The sequence below is a fragment of the Microtetraspora malaysiensis genome (assembly GCF_001528665.1).
In the GTDB taxonomy this organism is placed as follows: domain Bacteria; phylum Actinomycetota; class Actinomycetes; order Streptosporangiales; family Streptosporangiaceae; genus Microtetraspora_A; species Microtetraspora_A malaysiensis.
In genome coordinates, this window is the sequence record NZ_BBYJ01000020.1 from 1 (window position 1) to 23,629 (window position 23,629).

Here is a 23,629-nt window from a genome sequence, read left to right on the forward strand (position 1 = left end):
ACTGCGGTGTTTCCGACATCACAAACGCTACGTTGCTTTCCAAAGTCATGCAACATCAACGTTGCTGCAGATCGGCATTCATGCAGGCAGATGCCAGAAAACTGTTGCAACGGTCTTCACGGTTAACGCAATGACCACCGCTCGATCATTGCAATGCATTGAAACTGAACGCTATGGTGAAAGCCATCAGGGAACACCGAACAGCGCCATGAGACACCCATAGCGCATGAAAGGGGCCACAATGCCGGGAGGCAGGCTCACCCAGCAGGAACGCCAGCAAATCGCGGCGGGACTGGCCGACGGCCTGGCCTACGCCGAGATCGCCCGCCGCCTCGACCGCCCGACCTCCACGATCACACGCGAGGTGACACGCAACGGCGGCCCCACCGGCTACCGCGCCGACCTGGCCCACCGCGCCACCCAGCAACGCACCCACCGACGCAGACAGACCACACCCCAAGGGCCACAAGCATCCCCACAACCCCACGGACGCGACGCCGACACCGTCCACGACTACCAGGAGACACTCACCACCGTCTTCATGACCTCGGGCCTGCCCAAGATGATGGCCCGGGTGCTGGCCTGCCTCTACACCCTCGACACCGGCAGCCTCACCGCCTCCGAACTCGCCCAGCGCCTCCAGGTCAGCCCGGCATCCATCTCCAAAGCGATCACGTTCCTCGAGAGCATGGACCTCATCCGCCGAGAACGCGACGAACGCCGCCGCGAGCGCTACGTCGTCGACGACGACCTCTGGTACCAGTCCATGATCCGCAGCGCCCGGTCCAACGACCAAGTCGTCGAGGCCGCACGCCAAGGCGTCGGCATCCTCGGCCCCGGCACCCCCGCCGCCACCCGCCTGGAGAACGTCGCCCGCTTCCTCGACTTCGTCAGCGAAGGCCTCATCCGCGCCGCAGAGCAGGCCCGCGAGGTCCTCTACACCAAAACCGGAACAACCTCGGACGGCACCGCCAAGCCGAGTTCAGATCACGAACCGACACCCGCCCCGACGGCCACAGCATGAGACGAAGCCGGCCATGCTGCTTTCGCCTGCGCCGCCCTTGTGGATCGCCCGCACCCCGGCCGCGGCCGTCCGCAACAGTGCGGTCGTCCGCACCCGACTACCGAACGGCGCGCGACTCGGCGGGGGAGAGCTGGCATGAGACGGGCCTCGTCTTCACCACCGCGAGTGGTCGACCGGTGGAGCCGTCGAACTTCCGGCGCAGCTTCGCGAACGCCTGTGTCAAGGCGGGGGTGCGAAAGGTCCACGTTCACGCGACCCGGAAGACCTGTGCGTCCCTCCTCGTCGCCCTCGACATCCACCCCCGCGTGGCAATGCAGATCCTCCGGCACAGCCAGATCGCGGTGACCATGAACGTGTACAGCGAGGTCTCATCCGAGGAGACACGCAAAGCGCTCAAGCGACTCGGTGACCATCTGGAGCTGTAGCCCTTGCCGTATTTCACTGCTGTACGGCATCGAAAAGGCCACTTCCTGATCATGGGAAGCGGCCTTTGACCTGCGGTGGAGCCTAGGAGATTCGAACTCCTGACATCCTGCTTGCAAAACGGTCTGATCTTCAAGCACAACGGCCTCGACCTGCATGAAGGACGATCCGCAAGTGACCGTGATTGACCGTTACTGACTGCCCTTAATGGCACGCCAATGGCACGACGATCAACAGATGAGGTGTTGCTCATGGCGTTTACCCACGCCGATGTTGCCTGGCTGGCCGAAGACGACGAGTTGGGCGATCTGTGGTGCCTGACCTTCGTGCGTGGAGTCAGCGAGGTGGAGGCGCTTCTCCGACTTGGTGCTGACCAGGAGAGCATCCGACCGCTCACCTATGACAAGTTGATAGACGCTGGCCTCTTTCCTGAGACCGTGCTCGCAGGGCGAGTGGGCGACTGGACCGTGCTCATCGAGGAGAGCGGGTGGGCGTGCACGGAAGCCGACAAGGCACAGGTACTTTCGGCCGGGACCGTGGCCGTGGCAGTACTGAGGCACGACTACGCATCCGACGACTTCGTTTACGCGGTGGACGGGGAGTTGGTCACGTACTTCAACCCCAAGATTCCAGAATGGCGGCACGGAAGTGATCCTGATCGGCTCAACGACCTGATGAGGGAGGCGGGCCTTGATCCCGATGGTGTACCCGGAACCGGCGCTGAGGCGCCGTCGGTCTCCGGAGCGCTTCTCCTCGCGGCCCGGTTGACCGGTGCGGTGCTGCCCCCGGAGAGCATCAGAGGGCCGCTCATGAGCGGCGTCGTCGGCTGACCTGTCCCCGATGCCACGTCCGGCGGCCAGCGTGGGGGCGGCTGCCAGATGAGCCACAGGAGCGAGCACGCCTGCTGAGCAGTCGTCGTTCTGGTTGTCGGCCGCGCGGATGTGCCCTGCGCCGCGCCGGCGGCCACTGCATCGCCGGGATACGCAGACGGATCCGGTGCCTGCCGGATCGGCTGCGTAGCTCGTCGTTGCGGCTGGCGCCTTCGGCGCGTTCGGTACGGGACCGAGGCCGGATCAGGACCCGCCGGGGCGGATCAGTCCGCACTCGTAGGCGAACACCACCGCCTGAACGCGGTCGCGCAGAGTCAGCTTGGCCAGGACGCGGGTTACATGCGTCTTGATGGTCGGTTCGCTGAGGAACAGGGCGGCGGCGATCTCGGCGTTGGACAGGCCACGGGCAATCAGCACCAGCACCTCCCGCTCGCGCGGGGTCAGCTGGTTCAGGCCGACCAGGGCGGCGGCCGACGGGCGGGGTTGGCGTACATAGTCCTCGATCATCCGCCGCGTGATCTCCGGAGCGAGGAGCGCCTCGCCCGCCGCGACGGTGCGGATGGCGTCCGCGAGCTGCCGGGGCGGCGCGGTCTTGAGCAAGAAGCCGCTCGCGCCGGCGCGCAGCGCCGTGTAGACGTACTCGTCATGGTCGAACGTGGTCAAGATCAGCACCCGGGCCCGGCTGCGGCCGTCGGCGAGTAGCCGCCGGGTGGCCTCGATGCCGTCTATGCGGGGCATCCGGATGTCCATCACGACCACGTCCGGGTCACCGGCCAGGGCGGCAGCCACCGCCTCGGCGCCGTCGGCCGCCTCGCCCATTACCTCGATGTCGGGCTGGCCGTCGAGGATCGAGCGGAAGCCGCCGCGCACCAGGGCCTGGTCGTCGGCCAGGAGGACCCTAATCATGGCTGTGGGGCCGCGTCGACGCGGGACGGCGGCTCGGTCAGCGGCAGACTCGCCCGCACCGCGAACCCGCCGGCCGGCTCGGGCGCAGCGCTGAGCGTGCCGCCGTACAGGTCGATCCGCTCCCGCATGCCGACGAGTCCGTGCCCGGTCCCGGTGCCGGTCGCATCGCGCCCGTCGTCGAGCACCTCCACGGTCACCTCGCTGTCCGTATAGTGCACCAGCACGCGGGCCTGTGCGGGGCCAGCATGCTTGAGCGTGTTGGTCAACGCCTCCTGCACCACACGGTAGATGGTGAGCTCGACACCGGGCGCGAGCGGGCGTACCGCGCCGGTTGCGGAGACCGTGACCGGCAGCCCGATCTCGCTCATGTGGGTGGCAAGGTCGGCGAGGTCGGCTGTGCCCGGTTGGGGTCGCAGGGCCGGCCCACCGGCCGCGCCGCGCAGCAGCCCGAGCATCCGGCTGAGCTCCGTGATCGCCTGCCGGCCCGTGTCCTGGACCGAGCGCAGCGGGGCCCGGGCCGCCTTCGGATCGCGGTCGAGCAGGTCCTCGGCGGCGCCGGCCTGCACGACCATCACACTCACGCAGTGCGCCACGATGTCGTGCAGCTCCCGGGCCAGCCGGCCCCGCTCCTCGGAGATCGCGGCGCGGATGGACTCCTCCCGCTCGTCCTCCAGCTGGCGCGCGAGGACCCGGGCCGCTTCCTGGCCGTGCACCTGGCGGCGTACGATCCGGCCGGCGGCTATGCAGAAGAGGTACGGCAGAAACGCGATCGGCAAGTTGGGCGTGGTGTGGACGGACGGCACCAGCAGCCAGTCGACCGTCATGGCCACGCCCGGCGCGAGGACTCCCGCGACCACCCGGCGGCCCCCGGCGTACCGGGCGGCGGAGTAGGTGGCGATGAGCAGCGGCACGAAGTCGCCCCACAGCTGCACGGTGAGCGTGGTGAACAGCTGCGGCCCCGCGGTCGCCAGCGCCACACACACCGCCGTCGCAACCGGCGCCCGGCGGCGCAGCGCGAGCACGGCGGTGGCCACCGCGGTGGTGAGCGCGCGGGCCGGCTCGGAGCCGTAGTGGTCCGCCTGCTCAACGTTGAAGCGCAGGTCAAGCTGGGCGAAGACGGTGAGCACCAGGGCGAGCATCCAGTCGCCGATCAGGTGTGCCTGGCGCCGGTCGGTCATGCGCCGAATGTACCGACAGGCGCGGCCGGCGCACGTCATCCACGGGTATCTCCCGGGTCATCCGCGGGTATCGGCACGAGGCGACCCAGGCTCGATGCCCCGGCCCGGGCCGCCAGGCGACCCTGGATCCGCCGGAGCGCGCCACCGTGGCGCGGCGCGGCAGGAGGGTTGTCATGAACGACATACGGGCACGCCTGGCCGGCTGGGCGCTGATCGTCGGCGCCGTGGTGGCGAGCGCCGGATACCTCGCGGCGAACGCGCTGGCGAGCGGCGCCGGGGACACGCGGTTCACCAGTCCGCACTGGTCGCTGCTCAACGGCATCGCCATCGGCGGCGACATCATCGTCGTGCTCGGCTTACCGGCAATCCTCGCCGGGCACGGGCGCCGGGCAGAAAAACTAACCATATTCGGGTACATCGGCATCTTCGCGGCGCTGGTGATGCTGAACATCAGCGAGGGCGTCATCGAGGCCTTCGTCAAGCCGTACCTGGTCGGGCACGGCGGCATCCCCTCGGACCCACCGGCCGGCTACGCCGTATACGAGACGTTCGCGCTGGTCCTGACGCTCGCCGGTTTCATCTGCATGGGCATCGCAGTACTGCGGGCCAAGGTGTACCCGTGGTGGACCGGCGTGCTGCTCATCGTCACACCGGTGGTGAGCTTCCTCGGCCTGCCCGGGGGCTGGGCGCTGATCGCCGACTACCTGTGCTTCGCCGCGCTGCTCACCATCGGGGTGCTGACGGTGCGCGGCTCAGCGCGTACAGCGCTCGACCCGCAGCTGCGGGTCAGAGCCGAGCAGCAGGCTTGAGTCCTGCCTGCTCAGTGCGTGCTCACTCACGCGGCTGCTGCTGACGCACGGTAGTCGCCTCGCGGGCGAGCGCGAGCCGCAGTTCGGGGTAGCCGCGCAGCCCAATGGTCCAGCAGAACCGCAGCACCGTGGTCTCCAAGGTACCGCGCTCGGGGGCGAGCACGCCGATCGACCACTCGGCGACGCCCTGGGGGTCGGGCGGCACCACGTGCGGCGTGAGCCTGAGCCACATGTTGGGGCAACGCTCCCCGTTCAGCAACACAACGATCGGGAACGCAGCGGGCACGGAAGCCGAAGAAGGCCGAATAACGATCAAAGCCCAGGTCGGGGAAACCGCCCCTACCTGGGCTAATACATGAGTGGAGCCTAGGAGATTCGAACTCCTGACATCCTGCTTGCAAATCGGCCTGATCATCAGTGGGAACGGCCGCAACCTGGGCGAGAGACTGTCCATCAGTGACCGTGAGTGCCCCCTGTTGACCGCCCTTAATGGCACGCCAATGGCACGACGATCACGTCTGCGAGCTGCGGCGGCGTGCCATACGCGGCACGTCCCCTGGTCCGCCCCCGTCCTCCTCGTAGCTGCCGACCCCAGGACGGGACCGCTGTGTCAAGGCTTCGCAGCCGCGTTACAGGTACGGACTTCGATCGGCTCCTGTGTCGGATCACCCCATCCATCGGGTTTCAGCTGCAGCTGACCGACGCAACCGCCAAATCACCCCACTGCCGCTGGCCTTCCTTCGGATCGCAGCGGACAATCCACACGAGAAGGTCTCCCTAGGTTGTGGAGTTCGAGCGTGGCCGCGATCAGAAGTAGCGTCTCGGCCCTGGGCGCACTCGTCATGTTGACAGCGGGATGCTCGGCGAGCGGTCCGTCCCAAGACGCCCGGCCGTCGTCCAACGCGTGCGTTTCCACCGTCACCCGGGACGCGCTGCCCATCTGGGCGAGGACGGGGTTCAGCGGTGACGGCTCGGGCGTCCCCCACGTGTTCAGCGAGCACGGCGACATCATCGCCGTGCTGTTCAATTATCCGCCGGTAGCCTCTGCCGATCCCGACGTCACGAACAAGATCCTGTGGATCTCGCGGCTGCCGCAACAACCGATGCGGTCACTGACCATCGGGGCCGTACTGCACGGAACGACGACGTCGGTGGTCCGCGAGATCGTCGGCGGCGCCGGGCCCTCGTCGGTCAACCTGCCCAAGGCGGGATGCTGGCACTTGACGTTGAGCTGGTCCGGGCACAGCGATGCCATCACGCTCAGGTTCACCTGACCGGAGAGGCATGGTGCCTGACAACTGCCTCCGCCAACGCAAGCGGAAGGTCGCAGCGTGCGGCCCGTAAGCTCGGGCCGCACGGCGGTGCGGAGCGCCGCCCTTGACACGCGGGTCATTAAAGTGCGACAGGACGCGGGAGACGGAGGCACGGCCGGTGCAGCACCCGCAAGCTAATGGCACCTTAATGGCACGAACGCCGCTTCCCATGATCTGGAAAGCGGCGTTTTGGCTGGTGAAGCGCCTAGGAGATTCGAACTCCTGGCATCCTGCTTGCAAATCGGCCTGATCTTCAGGGGAAACGGCCGCGACCTGGGCGAGGGGCACTCCGTGAGTGACCGTGGCTGCCCCCTGTTGACCGCCCTTAATGGCCCGCTAATAGGCCCGATGATCAGCTCAGCCACGCGGATCCCTGAGTCACCACCGGGACACACACGCCCACCATGTGCGCGTGTCTACGGAACGCCCTACCCATCATGGTTGTGTCGGACATAATATGGGTATGAGGAAGTTGCGCTTCTACCGGTCGGCACGCAAGCACCGCATCGGGCAGGCGCGTGCTCTTCACGTGGTTCGATCCGGACCGCCAGCCATCGTTCCGGCTGCCGACCCTAACTTGGAGGACCGATGGGTGTGGATCGGCCCAGATGATAGGGGCGTCGAACTGGAAGTGATCGGCATCCTCACCGATAAGTACCTGGTGATCATTCACGTGATGCCGACCGCGTTGAGGAGGAGGAAGCCATGACCGAGCACCGAGAAGCGTGGCCGCCCGACGACATCGAGTTGGCCTTGGATCACGACTCCGAGATCGACAGTGACTTCGAAGAGATTTACGACAGCAAGGGCAATCGGATCACCGACAAGTACGTGAGTGATGCGATCGCCGACGTCCACCGTGCGATCGATGAGGGCCGCGTACCCGTCCCGACCAGCCGCGGCGGGCGTCCCTCACTGACACGCGAAGGGACGCACTCACCAAGGGTCTCCTTCCGGGTACCCGAAGAACTACGCGAACGCGCAAAGGCTCGAGCCGAGCAAGAGGGTAAGACGGTGTCCGCACTGGCCCGAGAAGCATTCGAGCAGTTCCTCAAGGCAGGCTGACTTTCAGAACCGCCCTGTTGACAGCGGAAAGGCAATCCGCCGGATAGCCGATTGCCCGTGCGTCGGCTCCGCGCTTCGCCGTCTCACAAGATCGAAAAGGCCGCTTCCCGATCAAGGGAAGTGGCCTTTGACCTGCGGTGGAGCCTAGGAGATTCGAACTCCTGACATCCTGCTTGCAAAACGGCCCGATCTCCAGGGGAAACGGCCGCGACCTGGGCAAGAGGCAGTCCGCGAGTGACCGTGACTGCCCCCTGTTGTCCGCCCTTAATGGCCCGCTAATGGCCCGACGATCACACCCACGACCTGCGGCGGTGTGCCATGCGTGGCCCGTCTCCTGGACCGCCCCCGTCCTCCTCGTAGCTGCCGACCCCCAGGACGGGACCGCCGTGTCAGGGGTCAACGAAGTTGATCGCGAAGCGACGCCGCAGGCGCCCTTGACTCGGCGGGCACGTCCGGGACACTCAAGCAGCGAGGAGGACTGGGATAGCCAGATCAATATGGACGGTGCTGGTATTAACGCCTATATCGTCGTAACGTCGCCGTATGCCAAACGATCCAGAGTGGTTACCCTTCGCACCAGAGAATCACGACCCTCGCAGCATCGCGTTCCGAGAGGAGCGCTGTACCCAGCATGGTGTTGGGCCCGACAGAGGCCCTTGTCGCGAACCCGTGGTCGCAACTGTGAAGACCGGGCAAGGGCGACAGGCCGTTTGCGCCGAAGCCTTCGAGGAGCTGACCGGCCAACCATGGCGAGGCTAGTTTCGTTAGCGGATGATGGCTCTCGAACACAACTAGTGGCAAGGGGACGTCGAGCGTCTGACGGAACCAATCCGGCATAACATTCGAACCAATTTTCGTTTTAATGGCGCGAATCTCGCTATAAGCACTGTCGCTCATGACGTTGGTCATGGATCGCGGGTGTAACGAGCCTGCCGCAGTTGAGTATATGCGAGTAGTAGAGCTGTGATCAGTAAGGACTGAAGTGGATATAGATCGCCGTCCTGCGCTAGATCCTGGGAACGCGTTTGAGCAGACTTGTTGGAGCATACTTCGCCGCCGCTATCCTCCAGAAAAACTCGTCTACATCCCCGCCGAGATGGGTGGCGACGCCGGGATTGAAGGCTATTCGACGGACGGCATTGCATATCAATGCTACGCCGATCGAGATTCACTAACCCTTCGCAATCGAACAGATAAGCAGAAGGGCAAGCTTTACGACGATACCGTTAAACTAAAAAAGTATGCTAGCAGACTTGAGGAGCTCCTCAACGGCTTGATTCTTGAGCACTATTTTCTCATGGTGCCGGAATTTCATGCAGCCGAACTTGTTTCATATGCCCACAGTCGTGCAGCTGTCGTCCGCGAGTATGGATTGAGTTTTATTAGTCCCACCTTTGCTATTCATATTAAGACACTACACGACTATCCGTCGGAGCTCCGCGCGGCTCTGGCGGATGGAGCTGCCAAAGCTGCGGTGCCACCTCCGCTAGTTAACGCCACAGAGGTAGGGTTGTTTCCCTCAGATAAGCCGCATCTTGTGACTGTTCTGGAGAGAAAGCTAGCGGTCCTCAAGGCTTCCACTCCGGAAGCTGGCGTTCGTGCTTTGCGTGATCGATTTATTCGCGCCTTCCTGCAAAAAGAAGGGGTCATGGCTTCGCTGCGCGACTGGCCTGACACTTGGGAAGCCGTAGAGCTTCGCCGACAATTGCGCGAAGAATATCTAGAAATTGAAAGCGAACTGAGTCCAGATGATCCAAGTTCGCGAATGCTAAGCCTTATAAAATCCTACCAAGCCGATTTGGAAGCACACGTCTCGGGTATTCGTGAGCCAGATGCCCAAAGAATCGCATTAGGCCAAGTAGGCGACTGGCTGATGCGTTGTCCGCTAGATTTCCGGGCGGCGTCACGAGTGCGCCTCATTCGCTCGATATAGAGGAACTCTTAGACGTTCCATTTCGATTCGTTCGTCAACCTGATCCTGTCCCGCCGGCGCTACGGCCGGAGCGTCGTGTTGCACTCGTTCTTCTTCTAGTAGCGAAATGCCACGGCTCGGGTGCTAACTGGAAGGTACTGCAACTCTTGAGCTGGGCTATTCGCGACGACGAACACAGTGCTCTCTTAGTGGCGCTTCTGAATGGTCGTGATCACCCTGGACAACCGGTGGTTCGCTTTGAACCTGCACTGGATCGGGCTCTAGACCTGGCAGTGGGCATCGGCTTGCTTGAGCAGAAATCCTCTCGAACTTTCAAGCTAACCCGTGAGGGGAAACGTGTCGTGGACTTAATTAACAAGAGTCCGGCATTCGCAAAAGAGCGCGAACTCCTAGCAAGCATACCGGGAAAACTGACCAAGAAAGACACTGACCGTATCTATGAGTGGCGGACAGCATGAGCAGGCTGCGCTTTCGCCATCTCCGGCTGCGAACCGAGACGGGTCGAGGTCGATTCGGAGCTGATATCCCTATCGGCGATGGCCTTATGGTCTTATGGGCAGATAACTCGCGCGGCAAGTCCACTGCAGTTCAAAGTCTGCTCTTTGCTCTCGGGCTTGAACGAATGATAACCGCACGACCAATCCATGCGGTCACGTCGGCTATGCGCGAAAGGTTGATATATGACGTAACCACAAAGCGCGAGACACCAGTCCTTTCTTCATGGGTGACTGTGGAGATTGAGGGCAAGGATGGTAAGATCGCGACCGTCACTCGTTGGATCAAGCATGAACAAATGAGCCCGAGTCTTGTGCGAGTAGTCGAAGGGCCGGCTATATCTGCTCCTGGCAGCTATAACAGCCAGGACTTGTATGTAGGCCGCCCAGGGGCTGCCGCTAATCCGCGCGGCTTCCATCGCTGGCTTGCATCATTCATCGGTTGGGAAATGCCCGAATTACCAGGGACCGATGGACGCATGTCTCGGCTGTATATGGAGCAAGTATTTCCGCTCCTATTCGTGGAACAACGGCGGGGATGGGGCGGAATTCAAGCTCAGATGCCTTACTTCTCGGGTGTTACGGACGTCCGTCTTAGATCGATCGAATTCCTCCTGAATTTAGACGTTGGCAAGATGGAAGCTGAACGTTTGCGGCTTCGAGCGCAAGAGACGAAGCTTCAAGAAGCCTGGCGATCCGCTGTGCGGGCTTTCAAGGAGATTCTCCGTGGCAGTGGCCTCATTACCTTCCAATTGCCGGAGACGTTAACTGTTGCCTGGCCGCCACAAGAGACACCTTCGCTAGCGGAGAGTAGGGATTCGGGATGGGTCCCTATGACTGATGTCCTGAGAGAACTGGAGGAGGAACATAGACAGCTCACAGAAGCCGTGGTTCCGCGTGTTGCTGATATCGAGCCTGAGACCGAGCATCGGCTTGCCGAAGCACTCAACAATCTCGATGAGCTGCGTGAGGCTGGTTCTTACATCAGAGATGATATCCTGCGCGATCGTACCGAGTTCCATTCACTGGAGAACCGCTTAGATGCCCTGAAGGAGGATCTTCGCCAGCATCAAGATATTCTGACTCTTCAGCGCCTCGGCTCAGATGAGATCGGCCGACTACATGGCGATTGTCCAGTTTGTCATCAGCAGCTTCCCGAATCTCTCGTCGGTGCCCCATCGCCGGTGCGCACTTTGAGCCCAGAGGATACTGTTTCTTATATCAAGCAACAGATTGAACTTTTCCATATTATGGCTAGGGATGCCGAAATTACGCTGAATGCGAAGGAGGAGCGATGGGCCGCCATACATGGCAGGACGGCGGAACTGAACTCACTTGTCAGAGCTCTTCGAGCAACACTCGGCGCACCTAGGGGAACTCCGTCCATAGAGATAATCACACGTCAAGTGCAACTGCGCGAGCGCATCGATCGGCTGCACTCGATAAATGAGAGATTCCTTGAGCTGATCGGCGAATTGACCCGCATCGCCGATGACGCGCGCTTGATTCGAACCGCAATGAAAGATCTGCCGGCGGACAGGCTCTCAGATGCCGATCGCGAAAAACTGAGCGGTCTAGAGCGTTCTTTCGTGCAACAGCTCCACGCCTACGATTTCGGTTCATTCTCAGATGAGCGGTTGCGGATCTCTGACGTGGACTACTTGCCGAGACGTGATGACTTCGACATTCAGGCTGATATTTCTGCTTCTGATTCAATCAGAGTGATCTGGGCTTATTTGCTGGGCCTCCTGGAAGTGTCGAATCGAATGGAGACAAACCACCTGGGACTGCTGATCCTGGATGAGCCGAGACAGCAGAGCGCAAAGGAGATATCATTCAGGGCGCTCCTTGATCGCGCATCTAGGGATGCGGAGGGTCGTCAAGTAGTCTTTGCGACATCCGAGGCGCTTTCGTCGCTGAGAGGGATGCTCTCTGATATCCCCCACCATCTACATGTCATCGATGGCTACGTCCTGAAGCCTGTTTCGGAGTAGCTTGGGCGGCCTGCAGTATGCGGGTTCGGGTGTAGGCGTTGGACTCGGTACGTCGGAGTGAACTAACTACTCCCCGGTAAGCGACATTGTTCTTCTAATCTTCACCTGATTAGTTAGGTTCCGCATCCCCTGTCGGATGCAAGCGGTGGCACGGCGCCGTATGTAGTGCGCTCGCTCGGCTGCGGGGCGATGGTGTGCGACAGGCGGCCCGAGCTGCTGGCGGCCGGGACCGGCCCCCCAGGCCGCATGCCCGGCCGCCGGGCGGGCGCAGCGCCGCCCTTGATCCTTAAAAGCTCAATTCGGCAATGATCGGCCGAGCTGTCTGCGTCCGGTGGTAGACCGTTGGTCATGGAGGATCGGCGGGATCGGTTGCGGGAGCTGGGCGAGCTGCTGCGGCGGCTGCGTAAGGATGCAGGGCTGACAGGTAAGGACCTGGCGCAGCGGGCCGGGGTGGCTCAGCCGACGATCTCTCGGATGGAGACCGGGCGACTGCTGCCGACTCCGGAGACGGTTGAGCGGGCGCGGCGCTTGACCTCGACGAGGACAGGCGGCGTGAGTTGGACGCGCTGCTGCTGCGGCTGCGTGATGAGGTGTCCCGGTTGAAGAGTGGGCTTGCCGGCCGAGAGGCGGCGAACGCCGCACGGGTTCGCTCGGCTCAATGGATGGCCGTGTTCTCCTCGGCGATGATTCCGCCGCTGTTGCAGACGGCCGAGTATGCCCGGCTCGCTCTCTCGATCGGCCAGGATGTGGACCAGGACGACGCGGCCAAGGCTGCGGCCGTACGGGTCGAGTCTCAGGCCGTCGTGTTCGAGCCTGGCCGGAAGTTCGCGTTCGTGCTGACGGAGGGTGCGGTGCGAACGTGGCCGGGCTCGCCGTCCTTGATGCCGGCGCAGCTCGACCGGCTCGCCCAGGTGTCCACGCTTCCCCATGTCCGCCTGGGGGTCGTGCCCTGGAACGTGGAAGCGCCGGCCTTCCCCCTCCACGGGTTCACGATCTACGACGGCTCGGTGAGCGTGGTCGAGAGCCTGACCGGTGATCTCACCCTGACCGAGGTCGGGGAGATCGACACGCATATGGACGTCTTCGAGGCGTTCGCTGCCGCCGCTGTGTATGACGATGCCCTGCGGGATCTTCTAGGGCAGACCGGTACGGACTACCGCGCTCTCGCGAGCAAGTAGCCAGTTCTGGCGCATTTATACGTCGAATGCCTTGAGCAGTTTCTAGCGTTGGTCATACGCTGCCGACATGGATGCATAGCCCCCTATACACAGGGGTACGCCCATGTCAGGCTGGCGAATGTCCCGCCACTTCCTCGGCTCCCCCGCCTCGATCACCGAAGCCCGCCGCTTCGTCACCATCTTCCTGAAGGGTTGGCCGTCCCTCGAATCGGCTGAACTCATCGTCAGTGAACTGGCCACCAACGCCGTACGACACTCGGCCAGCGGTCGATTCGGCGGGATGTTCATCGTCACGATCCGCGTCAACCACCGGCGGCTGTGGCTCGGTGTCGCCGACGAGGGAGGCCCCCGCTCCCCGGAACTGCTCCCCGCCTACGAAGAGGCCGGAGGCGGGCGCGGCCGCATGCTCGTCTCCACCCTGGCCACCGGATGGGGTGTCCTGGGCGACCACAACGGCCGCACCGTGTGGGCCGTCCTCGACCCCGCCCCGGCCATGGCGGCCGGCAGATGAGCGACTGCGTCGCACCGCACCTGTCCTTGCCGCAACCCAACTGCCGCGAGCTGAAGTGGTTCGAGTTCGTATCTGGCGACCGGTGCCGTGCGGTGGCGTGGACGTGTGACTGCACAGCCAGGTTCTACGAGCTGTACGCGATGGCCGGCGTCGGATTCATCCGCCGCACCATTCAGAGGACTCCGATCTCGATCGTCGAGACGAACCGCTGGCCGCTCCGGCAAGCTCGCGAGGTCTGGGCGGACATCATGGCTGGACGGGCGAGATGAGCCCGCGCGGTGTCCCTAACCGACACTCCGCCATACGGGCAACGAATCACAAAACGGGTGAAGTCATACCGTCTAGAGGGATAGACGGCATTCTGTCCAGGGGTCTAGACTCGGCGGAGTTCAACCCTGGGGGAGCAATGCCACCGAGCGACATTGAGCGCATAGCCGCCATCGACGATCCGTACCTGCTGCTGCGGACCGCCACCGAACGGCTCAACGCCGCTCAACAAGAGGTCACCGAGTTGGCTCGACTCCGCCGCCGCGTGATCCAAAAACTACACGCGCAAGGCATGTCCTACGCGCAGATCGCCCAGGCGGCCGGGCTCACCCGTGGCCGGATCCACCAGATCCGCCACACCGGCCCGGCCCCTGAAGGCGCGTTCCTCGGCACCGGCACCATCACCCTGGCCACCCCGCTCAAGCGCGAAGCCACCAACGCCCGCCCCGTCGTCGCGATGGAAGACGTCGCAGCGGCCAAGCGGCTGGAAGACCTCGCCCGCGGCTTCGGCCTGTCGATGGAACTCGAACACGTCCCCCTCGGCGGCGAGATCGACCTCAACCGGCCCAACCTCATCGTGATCTGCGGCCCCAAACTCTCCCCGGTCATGGGCGCGCTGTACGAGACCGATCCCGTGTTGGATTGGGTCAAGGACGGCGCCTGGACGCTGCGCGACACCCGCACCGGCACGATCTACCGGTCCGGCTCCGACAGCGACCCGGCCCGGCCGGTCGACTACGCCTATCTGGGGCGGCTGCCCCGGCCGGACGGCAAGGGCAACGTCCTGGTCTTCACCGGCATCCACCCGCAAGGCACCCTCGGCGTGGTCCAGCTCATCACCACCGAGATCGCCACCCTGTGGGGCCAAGCAGGGGACGGGCGCTTCTCCACGGTGGTCGGCGTCGAATACGACCCGGAGACAGGGGAACCAGTCACAGCGGAACTCGCCAGTCCGCTCTACCGCCACGAGGACACCTGATGCGCGTCACCTTCGCCACCGAACCCGCATCCCCTGACCGGCTCAACGAGGACTTCATCGCCGCAACCCCGGACGCTGTTGTCCTCCTCGATGGTGCAGGTACGCCCGCGGGCTCGGAGTCCGGCTGCTCCCATGGCGTGGCCTGGTACGCCCGGACCCTCGGCTCAACACTGATCGCGTCCCTGACCCAAAGTGCCGGCACCTTGACGGAGATCCTTGCGGAAGGCATTAAGGCCACCACATCACTGCATGACTTCACCTGCGACGTGAACCATCCCGGCTCGCCCTCGGCAACCGTTGTCATGCTCCGCCGTACGGGCGAGGTGCTGGACTTCCTCGTCCTGGCCGACTCCGTCCTCGTGCTCGACGTGATCGGCACAGACGATCCAATGGTTATTACAGATGAACGCGAGAGCCAGGTCGGCAAGCGCTACCGGACATCGATGGACGCGCTCGACTCTGGCACACCCCATCACACCGCCGCTCTGCGGACATACGTGGAAGCCATGCGAGCGCACCGCAACCGCGACGGCGGATTCTGGGTCGCCTCATCCGACCCCCTCGCCGCCGAACAAGCACTCACAGGCACACTCCCCGCTGACCAGATTCGCGCGGCAGCGCTCCTCAGCGATGGCGCATCCCGCCTCGTCGATCGCTTCGGACTCGCCACCTGGCGGCAAGCCCTCGACATCCTCGCCCAGGGCGGACCCGCCGAACTTGTCCGCCGGGTCCGCGATGCAGAACGGTCCGACCTCAACGGCAAGCGCTGGCCTCGAGGCAAGACCTTTGACGACGCGACGGCGGCACTGATGGTCGGTTCTCCCCAGGGAAAACACAGGTGATCGGCTCTCGCCAAAGACGTGGCCGTGACGACACTCTTCGCTATTCGATCAGCGAAGCACCTGTGCCGCTCCGCCCTGGTCCGGCTGGTTTATCGGTACATCGTCGAAGTCCACAACCTCAGATGCCGGAGGTGCCACGATCTTCACCTTTGCATTCCAATGGTGGTATCGAGTATCCACCACCTGGGTACTCGGCTTCCTGGCCAGATTGCCGTCAGGGTCAAGGACATACACCATTGCTTCGTACTGCGTAATCAGACGGACAGGCAATCCCTCCTTGCTGATGAACAACCTGAACGAGATCTTGTACTTGTCCGGGTTCATGGGCCCTAGCCCGGCGTACAGATCCTGAGGAGTCTTGAGGGTGCCGCGATACTCGCCTGAGCGGAAAGAAGCGGATTTCGAGATCACGGACTTCAGCCTTGCGGGGTTGAGAGTGTCTACAAGTTGATCGCCGCGCTGACCGTAACTTCCCCAGTGTGTGTTGTTCTTGCCGAACCTGATCCAGGTCGTTCCTTCAGGCATCGGACCCCAGTTCAAACCGTGGACACGGACACCCTGGACATAGGTGTAGCGTCCCATGTTGACTGCGCGAATGGGTGTCCTCATGGCTTCCGCCTCTTCGTCGGTGAGGGTGGCCTTGAGCCCGGGGATGATCTTCATCTTGGATGTGAGGTCATAACCGACTACGCCAGACTTCCCAAACCCGACCGTGCCGGTGGTCCGCCTGATGTAGGTCTGCTTGGAACCCTTGATGGTCGTCCGGCTCGTCTCTGAAACCAGAACCCCTCGCCCGGCCACGAACTGCCGCCTGAGAGCCTGGATCGGATTGACGGCGGATGCGGCAAGAGCAGTGCCCGTGTCGGTAAGCAGGACCGCGAGCATACCGAGCACGACGACGACGTTAAGACGCTTCATATCGCTCCTTGAGCTAAAGCAAGCGATAGAAATCTTGTCGCCTTTGAATCACGTAGTGATCTCGGAGTTCGTTAGATTAGTGCTCTACGTTCACATTTGGGACACTTTGCGGGATAGATCGAGGACTGCCGGAACCGCCTCGGCGGAGTTCAGGTGCTCGTCACAACCTCGGCCGCCGACCACGTCACGGCGGAGGATGTGGAGTTCGCGCGGGCTCTGGCGCGTGAGGCGGCCTCGGTGGGGTGGCGGTCGGCAAGCTAACCACACCGATGGTGCGTTCATGGCGGGCCAAACTCATCAACAAAGGTGTCTCGGTGTCCACGGCGGCCAAGGCATACCGCCTGCTGCGGGCCGTGCTCATGACGGCGGTAGAAGAGGACAAGCTGATCAGCCGGAACCCCTGCCGTATCAAGGGCGCGGACAACGAGCAGACGCCGGAACGTCCCATCCTCACCGTCGCCCAGGTCTTCGAGCTATCTGACCGGATGGACGATCGCCGCTTTCGTGCGTTGATCCTGCTCACCACGTTCGCAAGCCTCCGGTGGGGCGAAGTGATCGCGCTGCGCCGGTCGGACATCGACCTCAAGGCGCGCACGGTCCGGGTGCGGGAACAGCTCATCGAACTGGACGGGGGAGAGATGGTGCTCGCGCCGCCCAAGTCTCGGGCCGGCAAGCGGACCGTCAGCATCCCCGCCGCGATCGTTCCGGCACTGTCTGAGCATCTCGCCGAGTTCGTCGAAACGGCGGACGACTCGTTCGTCTTTCTCGGCAAGCGGGGCGCATTCCTACGCGGCGGCAACTTCCGGCGTGAGGCGCGCTGGTCGAAAGCCCTGGCCACGATGGGAGTCAAGAGCCTGCACTTCCACGACCTTCGGCACACCGGCAACACACTCGCCGCGCAGTCAGGCGCGAGCCTCGCCGACCTCAAGGCTCGGATGGGGCACGACAGCGACCGTGCGGCGCTGATCTACCAGCACGCCACCCGCGACGCGGACCAGAAGATCGCTGACGCGTTGAGCGCCCGGGTGGAAGCTGAGCGCAAGGACTCAGAAGATGCTCCGGCCAGACGCTAATGGCACGTTAATGGCACGAACGCCGCTTTCCTTGATCCGGAAAGCGGCGTTTTGGCTGGTGGAGCCTAGGAGATTCGAACTCCTGACATCCTGCTTGCAAAGCAGGCGCTCTGCCAACTGAGCTAAGGCCCCTGGTGCTAGGGAAAGCTTACCGGGCGGAAGTGGCAGCGTGGTGCGCGCCGACCCCTTCGGTGGCGGTGAGCAGAGCGGGGAACTCCGCGACCGACTCGACGATGTGGGTGGCGCCGCCGTCGATGAGGCGCTCACGGCTGTGGCCGCCGGACAGCATCCCCGCGACGATCGAGGCGCCCGCGCGTCTGCCGGCGAGCATGTGGTTCTCCGAGTCGCCGAGAACGGCCACCTCGCGTACGTCCTCGAGGCCGGCGCGTAACAGGGCGGTGAGGATCAGATCCGGGAAGGGGCGGCCCCGTCCGGAGCAGTCCTCGGGGCAGAGGGCGAAGTCGAGCTCTCCGGCCCAGCCGAGCGTGCCCAGGACACGTCCGAGAGTGGATCGGGTGAAGCCGGTGACCAAGGCGATCTTGACCTCGGCCTCGCGGAGCTGTCGCAGCGCCTCGACGGCCTCGGGAAGCGGGAACAGCCCCGTCCGCTCGATGGCCCCCTCGTAGGCGCGCTCGAACGTGAGGTTCGCTGCCTGTGCCTGGGCCTCGTTGCCCGGGAAGATGCCGCGGAAGACGTCGATCGTCGGGCAGCCCCGGGACCTGTGCACGTGCACCATGGCGCGCGCGTACGCACCGGTCCCGGGGACGATGCCCTGGGTGGCGATCGCCTCAGCGAACGCCCTTTCCACCATCGCGATGTCGCCGATCGTGGTGCCGGCCAGGTCAAGGCAGACCAGCCGTACGGGCGTCATGCCCGTTCCTTCCCCACGATCAAGGTCCACCCCCGGTGGTCAGTTCTCGCTGCCGGTGGCCTCAGTCCACAGGTCCAGCTCGGCGCGGTCCGCCTGCACCTTGCGCCAGACGAGCAGTCCCCCAAGAGCGACCAGCGCCAGAACGAGCAGCTTCTTCACGGTGTGACCCCACTTCTATGACGGTCTCACCTGCCGGGTGAGACAACGCCCGGTTCTACGGTTCCCTGCAGCCTAGCAAGGGATGGACGTTCAGCCCTGCTCACGATGGAACCGGTTGGACCTTATCCCAAGGCCCAATCGGTCCGTATGGCAGGTCGTACAACTCGCGACGAACGGTGTACTACGTGAGATTGCCCAGGTCACGGACGCGCTAATCCCGGCGACGCGAGCAAGGTCGGCGGCTTTTCGGACAACCATCGCCGGATCCGCCCTGAGCAAAAAACGTTCTCACGAGACGGGGGTGGACAGGAGCACCCTCGTACCTTCGGGCCCGGTACGGATGTTGACATCGGAGAGCCGGTGCATCAGCCAGATCCCGCGGCCGCCGAAATCGAACCGAGACAGGCGCTTGCGATGCAGCGAGCGGTCGGGGATGCCCGGCCCGCTGTCGGTGACCTCGCAGCGCAGCACGCCCGGCTCTCTCCACATGGCGATGCCCCGGGGGGCGTTGCCGTACCGGACGGCGTTGGTGACCGCCTCGTGCACGGCGAGAACGTAGTCCTCCAGCGCCATGCCGGTCAGGCCGGCGTTGCGGGCCGAGTCGGTGACCATGTGCCGGACCATTGTGATCGTGCTGCGGTCGAACTCCAGGCTCAGGAGGGTGCCCGACACCTCGTCCACCGCCTCTCGCCGTCTGCGGCTTTCGTCTCTTTTGCCGATACCTCTACTAACCGGCGAGGGCCGCCTGACACATCCTGCGGACAATCGGCTGAGGAAAGCTCAGTCGCCGAGCAGATCGTCGAACTCGCCGGCCTTGACCGCGTGGGCGAAGAGACGCAGGTCTGCGGCTCGGTAGACGAGCGCGGGCCCCTCGGGGTGCCGCGAGTTCCGCATCGCCACGCCGCCGCCGGGCAGCGGCGCGAGTTCGACGCAGTTGCCGTTCGGGTTGCTGTACCGGCTCTTGCGCCAGGGAAGGTCGCCCAGTTCGGCGCACGACGCTCCGTTGGGGAAATCGGTCATCCATGCCTCACTCTCTCTTGATCATGGGCAAGAATACGACCCTCCCATTTGCACGTGCATCCGTACATGCACTGACAGATGCCCTGATATACCGAATCGGCAGAACTCCGGCGTACGGCTATCGCGGGCCGCGAGCGCGTACGGCGATGAAGGCGGCCGCGAGAAGCACCCCGGTGGCGACCCCGACGAGGAAGCCCGATCCGCCGTCGCTCGCGCCCGTCTTGATCAGGACGACACCGACCACGGCCAGGAAAGCGAGATATGCCGCCGAGAAGGCGTAGAAGCGGCGACTGAAGAAGGTGCGTCGCCTGGGGGCGTCCGGAGGCGAGGCGACCTCGGCGGCCGGGCCCGCGCTGGCGGAGGCGGGGCGCTTGAAGTATTCGAAGTACATCCAGGAGCCACACGGCTCCCAGCCTTCGGGGGCGAGGCGGGCGCTCAACGCGCGGCGTCCCCCGACCGGGACCCGCTCGCGGCGGTACTCCCACTGAAGCGGACGCTCGGCGTCGCGGCGGCAGACGAAACGGCCGAGGCCGTCCACCCGCTCGACCTCCCAGCCCTGCTGCCCGAAGTGGTCGAGCATCTGCCGGTCCTGGAAGATGTCGGCGGTCCACCGCCACTCCCTCGCCTGCGGCGGCGCCTCGCCCTCGTCGGCAGTACGCGCGGTGAGTTCGGCGGCGAAGTCGGCCGCGGGGCCGAACTCGGCCTCGGCCTCGGCCTCGGCCCCGGTCTCGTCGAGGTGGGCGGCCAGGTCGTCGATCGTGGCGGCCACCTGGTCCGCCGGGACGCCCGAGGCGCGCAGCCGCTCCGCCAGCTCCTCGAAGTAGTCGTCAGAGGTGCCCGTCATTCGATCTTTCCCTTGGACAGCACGGCGCGTACCGAGTCGTCGAACGCCAGCCACAACTGGCCCTGCTCGTCGAGAGTCCGGTGCCCTTCCTCGGTGAGGCGGTAGTAGCGGCGGCCCGGCCCCCGCTCGGTGGCCCGGAACTCCGCGGCGACCAGCCCCGCCTCCTCCAACCGGTTGAGCACGGGGTAGAGCGTGCCGCCCCTGATCTGGCCCAGCCCGGTGCCCGCCAACGTCTTGGCGATCTCGTATCCGTAGCTCTCGCCCTCGGTGAGGCTGGCGAGCACCAGGAGGTCGAGGACGCCCTTGAGCCAGCTCGCGCGTCGGTCGGTGGCCATGCGCTCATCCTCGCACCGGTTCGACCGCTCCCGTGTCGGCGCCGGCCGGCCGTTCGGGGGTGGGCACGAAGAGCAGCCCGCGGAGGTCCATGAGGGCGTGGACGACGATCGGGAGGAGCAGGCTGCCCTGGGCGAGGTACAGCGCGGTGAGGCCGCATCCGGCCAGCGTCACCATCAGCAGCCCCTTCCACCCCTGGTACCAGTGGCCGGCGACGAAGATGATCAGGGCCGCTCCGGCCGCCACCTTGACATCGAGGCCGAGCACGCCGACGCCGAGCGCGATCAGGAAGCCGCGGTAGAGCACCTCCTCGCAGATGCCCGCGGTCACCGCCATCGCGGCCGCGGCCCAGCGCTCGGCCGTCGTACGCGGCAGCATCGCGCTGAAGGCGGCCTGGCCGGGGATGTCGCGGCCCGACTTCGCCCGGCTCCGGAGCACCAGGGTCACGATGACCAGGCCGATCGTCGCCCCGACGACCATTCCGATGATCCACGAACCGCCGCCGGACGGCATCACGAGGCCGAGGTCGGCGAGGCCGACGCCCGGTGACATCGCGGCGAGGGCGAGCGCGACGGCCATCAGGCCCCACGACTCGGCGATCCAGGAGCGGAACATCCGTACGAGCGCACGGGGGTCGCCGTCCCGGCGGCGGACCAGCCGGTCGTACGAGCGCTTGCCCAGCCAGGGGGCGAGGAGCAGCAGGTACGCCACCAGCGGGGCGGCGAGCCAGGCGGCGAGGGTGGAGAAATCAGGGGAGATCGTCATCGCCGGTTGTCCCTTCTTCGTTGCGTGACGATCTAAACCGTAAGGCAACCTAGTTAGGATTACAACCTAGATGAGTTCGCTAGTACGGAGGACGGTGGCGAAGCGACCGTGGTGGAGGCTGGCCGCGGTGGCCCGAGTCAGCTCCTCGGCCGTGACGACGTCGCCGTCCGGCCCCACAGCGTCGAAGGTGTGCATCGCGTCGATCGGGTAGAGCACGTCGAAGCCGAGGTTTCCGCCCATCCGGGCGGTGATCTCGTTGCACATGTTGGTCTGGATCCCGGCGATGACGATCTGGCCGATACCCCGCCCGCGCAGCCAGCCCAAGAGGTCCGGCGTGCCGTAGAACGCCGAGTTGACCGCCTTGGTGACCAACAGGTCCGGCTCGGCGCCGTCCATCGCCTCGATGACGACGTCCTTGAACGCGTGCCCCGGCGTGTCCGCCGCCAGCGGCGCTCCGGGCCTCTGCGTGGCATGCCGGACGAGCACGACCGGCCGCTCCGCGGCGCGCCAGGCGCGGATCAGCGCGGCGATGTTCTTCTCGGCGTCCGGATTGTCCCTGCGCCCCCAGAAGGCGTCCTCGAAGCCCTTCTGCACGTCGATGACGATCAGGGCGGCGTTGGTGTCGATCTCTCTCATGCCCCCAAGCCTGGCCCTGGCCCGGCCGCGACGGTGAGTGGCAGAAATGTCATCGTTCGATATTTTCCTGCCATGTTCACCGTTGCCGCCCTGCTTTACGACGATGTCCGGGCCTTCGACTTCGGAGTGATCTGCGAGGTCTGGGGGATGGACCGCACGAACGGAGGCCTGCCCGGTTTCGAGCTGCGCCGCTGCTCGGCGGGCGCGCGGCCGGTTCGGATGTTCCCCGGGGTGACGGTGTCGGCCACCCATGACCTGACCGGGCTCGACGATGCCGACCTGGTCGTGGTCCCCGGGCGGGACGCCCCGTTCACACCGGTTGAGCCGGAGGTGCTGTGCGCGCTACGCGAGGCGCACGCGCGGGGCGTTCCCGTCGGGTCGCTCTGCGCGGGCGCGTTCGTCCTCGCCGCCGCCGGGCTGCTGGACGGGCGCCGGGCGGTGACCCACTGGGCGCTCGCCGACCGGCTCGCCACCGACCATCCGCAGGTGCGCGTCGAGCCTGATGTGCTGTTCATCGAGGACCGGGGCGTCTGGACCGGCGCGGGCACCGTCGGCGGGGTGGACCTCTGCCTCGAACTCGTCCGGCGGTCGCACGGCGCGACCGTGGCCAACGCCATCGCCCGCCGCATGGTGGCCGCGGCGCACCGGACCGGGGGGCAGGCGCAGTTCATCGAGCGCCCGGTCCCGCCGGTCACCACGACGAGGTCCGCGCTGGCCGAGACCATGGACTGGGCGAGGGCGCACCTCGACCGGCCGCTGACCGTGGCCGACCTGGCCAGACGGGCCCGCTCGGCGCCGCGCACGTTCGCCCGCCACTTCACCGAGGCGACGGGGACGACCCCGGCCCGCTGGCTCGTCGCGCAGCGGGTCGCGGAGGCGCAGCGGCTGCTGGAGGCCGGAGAGCTGTCCGTGGAGCAGATCGCCGGCCGGTGCGGCTTCGGGACCACCACGATGCTCCGCCGTCACTTCCTCCGCATAGTCGGGACAACTCCTACGGCGTACCGGCGGACGTTCGCCCGGGCATGACCTGGGCCGACAGGGGTAATTGCGGGCCCATGGCCCGAATAGCGGCGGAATCTCTGATCGAACGGCCGGCCGCCTGGGGCGTCGGCACGGTCTTCGGCCTGCCCGGCGAGGTGCCGGGCAGGGCGACCTGCCGGCAGGCCGAGAAGTTCACCGAGGCGTTCCCGCGTGGCCGGCCGCACAAGACGGCGATCGCGACCACGCCGCTCAAGAACCGGATCCGGCAGAAGGGCGACTAGAC

General features: G+C 65.0%; 31 protein-coding genes and 1 tRNA gene. 18 read left to right on the forward strand and 14 right to left on the reverse strand.

The window, feature by feature from the left end; genetic code table 11:
- The 4 genes from AWQ71_RS43355 to AWQ71_RS25475 form a co-directional block, all read left to right on the forward strand.
- Positions 1-223, forward strand: a 223-nt coding sequence (locus tag AWQ71_RS43355) for a hypothetical protein (protein WP_218001963.1), incomplete at its 5' end; no start/stop codon positions are given.
- Between the two features lie 18 nt (positions 224-241).
- The gene (locus tag AWQ71_RS25465) at positions 242-1,024 is read left to right on the forward strand and encodes a GbsR/MarR family transcriptional regulator (RefSeq protein ID WP_067137477.1); all 783 of its coding nucleotides are present in this window, start codon (positions 242-244) and stop codon (positions 1,022-1,024) included.
- The gene (locus AWQ71_RS25470) at positions 1,021-1,449 is read left to right on the forward strand and encodes a tyrosine-type recombinase/integrase (protein ID WP_245658455.1); all 429 of its coding nucleotides are present in this window, start codon (positions 1,021-1,023) and stop codon (positions 1,447-1,449) included. The genes AWQ71_RS25465 and AWQ71_RS25470 overlap by 4 nt, the downstream gene beginning before the upstream one ends.
- A gap of 249 nt (positions 1,450-1,698) precedes the next feature.
- Positions 1,699-2,277 (forward strand): DUF6461 domain-containing protein, encoded by a 579-nt coding sequence (locus AWQ71_RS25475; RefSeq protein ID WP_157570564.1) that lies wholly within the window; start codon positions 1,699-1,701, stop codon positions 2,275-2,277.
- Between the two features lie 243 nt (positions 2,278-2,520).
- Here AWQ71_RS25475 and AWQ71_RS25480 read toward each other — a convergent pair whose 3' ends face one another.
- Complete coding sequence (locus tag AWQ71_RS25480) at positions 2,521-3,183, reverse strand: response regulator (protein ID WP_067137482.1); 663 nt, start codon at positions 3,181-3,183, stop codon at positions 2,521-2,523.
- Positions 3,180-4,361, reverse strand: a complete 1,182-nt coding sequence (locus AWQ71_RS25485) for a sensor histidine kinase (protein ID WP_169806627.1) — start codon at positions 4,359-4,361, stop codon at positions 3,180-3,182. The genes AWQ71_RS25480 and AWQ71_RS25485 overlap by 4 nt, the downstream gene beginning before the upstream one ends.
- Before the next feature lie 173 nt (positions 4,362-4,534).
- On the opposite strand from AWQ71_RS25485, the gene AWQ71_RS25490 reads away from it, so the two are divergent.
- Positions 4,535-5,170: a hypothetical protein gene (locus AWQ71_RS25490; protein WP_067137484.1), complete on the forward strand. Its 636-nt coding sequence runs from the start codon at positions 4,535-4,537 to the stop codon at positions 5,168-5,170.
- A 22-nt stretch (positions 5,171-5,192) separates the two neighbouring features.
- Here the strand turns inward: AWQ71_RS25490 and AWQ71_RS25495 are convergent, their stop codons facing one another.
- Complete coding sequence (locus AWQ71_RS25495) at positions 5,193-5,402, reverse strand: hypothetical protein (protein ID WP_084259309.1); 210 nt, start codon at positions 5,400-5,402, stop codon at positions 5,193-5,195.
- A 565-nt stretch (positions 5,403-5,967) separates the two neighbouring features.
- On the opposite strand from AWQ71_RS25495, the gene AWQ71_RS40535 reads away from it, so the two are divergent.
- From AWQ71_RS40535 to AWQ71_RS25505, 3 genes are all read left to right on the forward strand, one after another.
- Positions 5,968-6,444, forward strand: coding sequence for a hypothetical protein (locus AWQ71_RS40535; RefSeq protein WP_084259285.1), 477 nt, complete (start codon positions 5,968-5,970; stop codon positions 6,442-6,444).
- A 502-nt stretch (positions 6,445-6,946) separates the two neighbouring features.
- Positions 6,947-7,192, forward strand: coding sequence for a hypothetical protein (locus tag AWQ71_RS41930; RefSeq protein ID WP_157544893.1), 246 nt, complete (start codon positions 6,947-6,949; stop codon positions 7,190-7,192).
- Positions 7,189-7,548 carry a ribbon-helix-helix protein, CopG family gene (locus tag AWQ71_RS25505; protein WP_067137488.1) on the forward strand — a complete coding sequence of 120 codons (360 nt, stop codon included), beginning with the start codon at positions 7,189-7,191 and terminating at the stop codon, positions 7,546-7,548. The genes AWQ71_RS41930 and AWQ71_RS25505 overlap by 4 nt, the downstream gene beginning before the upstream one ends.
- A gap of 564 nt (positions 7,549-8,112) precedes the next feature.
- On the opposite strand, the gene AWQ71_RS41935 is transcribed toward AWQ71_RS25505, so the two are convergent.
- On the reverse strand, positions 8,113-8,457 hold the full coding sequence (locus tag AWQ71_RS41935) for a hypothetical protein (RefSeq protein WP_157570565.1): 345 nt from the start codon (positions 8,455-8,457) through the stop codon (positions 8,113-8,115).
- A 73-nt stretch (positions 8,458-8,530) separates the two neighbouring features.
- Here AWQ71_RS41935 and AWQ71_RS41940 point away from each other — a divergent pair, with 73 nt between their 5' ends.
- The 7 genes from AWQ71_RS41940 to AWQ71_RS25540 all read left to right on the forward strand — a co-directional run bounded on the left by AWQ71_RS41940 (position 8,531) and on the right by AWQ71_RS25540 (position 15,746).
- Positions 8,531-9,481 (forward strand): hypothetical protein, encoded by a 951-nt coding sequence (locus AWQ71_RS41940; protein WP_157570566.1) that lies wholly within the window; start codon positions 8,531-8,533, stop codon positions 9,479-9,481.
- A gap of 454 nt (positions 9,482-9,935) precedes the next feature.
- On the forward strand, positions 9,936-11,969 hold the full coding sequence (locus AWQ71_RS41945; RefSeq protein ID WP_157570567.1) for a hypothetical protein: 2,034 nt from the start codon (positions 9,936-9,938) through the stop codon (positions 11,967-11,969).
- Between the two features lie 348 nt (positions 11,970-12,317).
- Complete coding sequence (locus AWQ71_RS44685) at positions 12,318-12,572, forward strand: helix-turn-helix domain-containing protein (protein WP_157570568.1); 255 nt, start codon at positions 12,318-12,320, stop codon at positions 12,570-12,572.
- The gene (locus AWQ71_RS40545; RefSeq protein ID WP_157570569.1) at positions 12,527-13,147 is read left to right on the forward strand and encodes a DUF5753 domain-containing protein; all 621 of its coding nucleotides are present in this window, start codon (positions 12,527-12,529) and stop codon (positions 13,145-13,147) included. The genes AWQ71_RS44685 and AWQ71_RS40545 overlap by 46 nt, the downstream gene beginning before the upstream one ends.
- Before the next feature lie 103 nt (positions 13,148-13,250).
- Positions 13,251-13,658, forward strand: a complete 408-nt coding sequence (locus tag AWQ71_RS25525) for an ATP-binding protein (protein WP_084259288.1) — start codon at positions 13,251-13,253, stop codon at positions 13,656-13,658.
- A 406-nt stretch (positions 13,659-14,064) separates the two neighbouring features.
- Positions 14,065-14,904: a sigma-70 RNA polymerase sigma factor region 4 domain-containing protein gene (locus AWQ71_RS25535; protein WP_067137497.1), complete on the forward strand. Its 840-nt coding sequence runs from the start codon at positions 14,065-14,067 to the stop codon at positions 14,902-14,904.
- On the forward strand, positions 14,904-15,746 hold the full coding sequence (locus AWQ71_RS25540; protein WP_067137498.1) for a protein phosphatase 2C domain-containing protein: 843 nt from the start codon (positions 14,904-14,906) through the stop codon (positions 15,744-15,746). Before AWQ71_RS25535 ends, AWQ71_RS25540 begins: the two co-directional genes overlap by 1 nt.
- 48 nt (positions 15,747-15,794) lie before the next feature.
- On the opposite strand, the gene AWQ71_RS25545 is transcribed toward AWQ71_RS25540, so the two are convergent.
- Positions 15,795-16,664: a hypothetical protein gene (locus AWQ71_RS25545; RefSeq protein WP_067137500.1), complete on the reverse strand. Its 870-nt coding sequence runs from the start codon at positions 16,662-16,664 to the stop codon at positions 15,795-15,797.
- Positions 16,665-16,906: 242 nt separating this feature from the next.
- Between AWQ71_RS25545 and AWQ71_RS25550 the strand changes: the two genes are divergently transcribed.
- Positions 16,907-17,737 carry a tyrosine-type recombinase/integrase gene (locus AWQ71_RS25550; RefSeq protein WP_218001964.1) on the forward strand — a complete coding sequence of 277 codons (831 nt, stop codon included), beginning with the start codon at positions 16,907-16,909 and terminating at the stop codon, positions 17,735-17,737.
- A gap of 56 nt (positions 17,738-17,793) precedes the next feature.
- Here the strand turns inward: AWQ71_RS25550 and AWQ71_RS25555 are convergent.
- The 9 genes from AWQ71_RS25555 to AWQ71_RS25590 all read right to left on the reverse strand — a co-directional run bounded on the left by AWQ71_RS25555 (position 17,794) and on the right by AWQ71_RS25590 (position 22,365).
- Positions 17,794-17,869 (reverse strand) — tRNA-Ala (locus AWQ71_RS25555).
- Between the two features lie 16 nt (positions 17,870-17,885).
- Positions 17,886-18,608, reverse strand: a complete 723-nt coding sequence (locus AWQ71_RS25560) for an HAD family hydrolase (protein ID WP_067137503.1) — start codon at positions 18,606-18,608, stop codon at positions 17,886-17,888.
- Positions 18,609-18,647: 39 nt separating this feature from the next.
- Positions 18,648-18,767, reverse strand: coding sequence for a DLW-39 family protein (locus AWQ71_RS43360; protein ID WP_211264163.1), 120 nt, complete (start codon positions 18,765-18,767; stop codon positions 18,648-18,650).
- Positions 18,768-19,055: 288 nt separating this feature from the next.
- Positions 19,056-19,448: an ATP-binding protein gene (locus tag AWQ71_RS25565; RefSeq protein ID WP_067137504.1), complete on the reverse strand. Its 393-nt coding sequence runs from the start codon at positions 19,446-19,448 to the stop codon at positions 19,056-19,058.
- Between the two features lie 99 nt (positions 19,449-19,547).
- Positions 19,548-19,787 (reverse strand): DUF397 domain-containing protein, encoded by a 240-nt coding sequence (locus AWQ71_RS25570; protein WP_067137506.1) that lies wholly within the window; start codon positions 19,785-19,787, stop codon positions 19,548-19,550.
- Between the two features lie 118 nt (positions 19,788-19,905).
- Complete coding sequence (locus AWQ71_RS25575; RefSeq protein ID WP_067137508.1) at positions 19,906-20,631, reverse strand: HAAS signaling domain-containing protein; 726 nt, start codon at positions 20,629-20,631, stop codon at positions 19,906-19,908.
- Positions 20,628-20,966 carry a PadR family transcriptional regulator gene (locus AWQ71_RS25580; protein ID WP_067137510.1) on the reverse strand — a complete coding sequence of 113 codons (339 nt, stop codon included), beginning with the start codon at positions 20,964-20,966 and terminating at the stop codon, positions 20,628-20,630. The genes AWQ71_RS25575 and AWQ71_RS25580 overlap by 4 nt, the downstream gene beginning before the upstream one ends.
- Positions 20,967-20,970: 4 nt before the next feature.
- Positions 20,971-21,729 carry a CPBP family intramembrane glutamic endopeptidase gene (locus tag AWQ71_RS25585; protein WP_067137512.1) on the reverse strand — a complete coding sequence of 253 codons (759 nt, stop codon included), beginning with the start codon at positions 21,727-21,729 and terminating at the stop codon, positions 20,971-20,973.
- A 66-nt stretch (positions 21,730-21,795) separates the two neighbouring features.
- On the reverse strand, positions 21,796-22,365 hold the full coding sequence (locus AWQ71_RS25590; RefSeq protein ID WP_067137514.1) for a cysteine hydrolase family protein: 570 nt from the start codon (positions 22,363-22,365) through the stop codon (positions 21,796-21,798).
- 72 nt (positions 22,366-22,437) lie between these two features.
- On the opposite strand from AWQ71_RS25590, the gene AWQ71_RS25595 reads away from it, so the two are divergent.
- Together AWQ71_RS25595 and AWQ71_RS25600 are read left to right on the forward strand one after the other, a co-directional pair.
- Positions 22,438-23,391, forward strand: a complete 954-nt coding sequence (locus AWQ71_RS25595; RefSeq protein WP_067137516.1) for a GlxA family transcriptional regulator — start codon at positions 22,438-22,440, stop codon at positions 23,389-23,391.
- Positions 23,392-23,420: 29 nt separating this feature from the next.
- Complete coding sequence (locus AWQ71_RS25600) at positions 23,421-23,627, forward strand: hypothetical protein (protein ID WP_067137517.1); 207 nt, start codon at positions 23,421-23,423, stop codon at positions 23,625-23,627.
- Positions 23,628-23,629 lie beyond the last annotated feature (2 nt).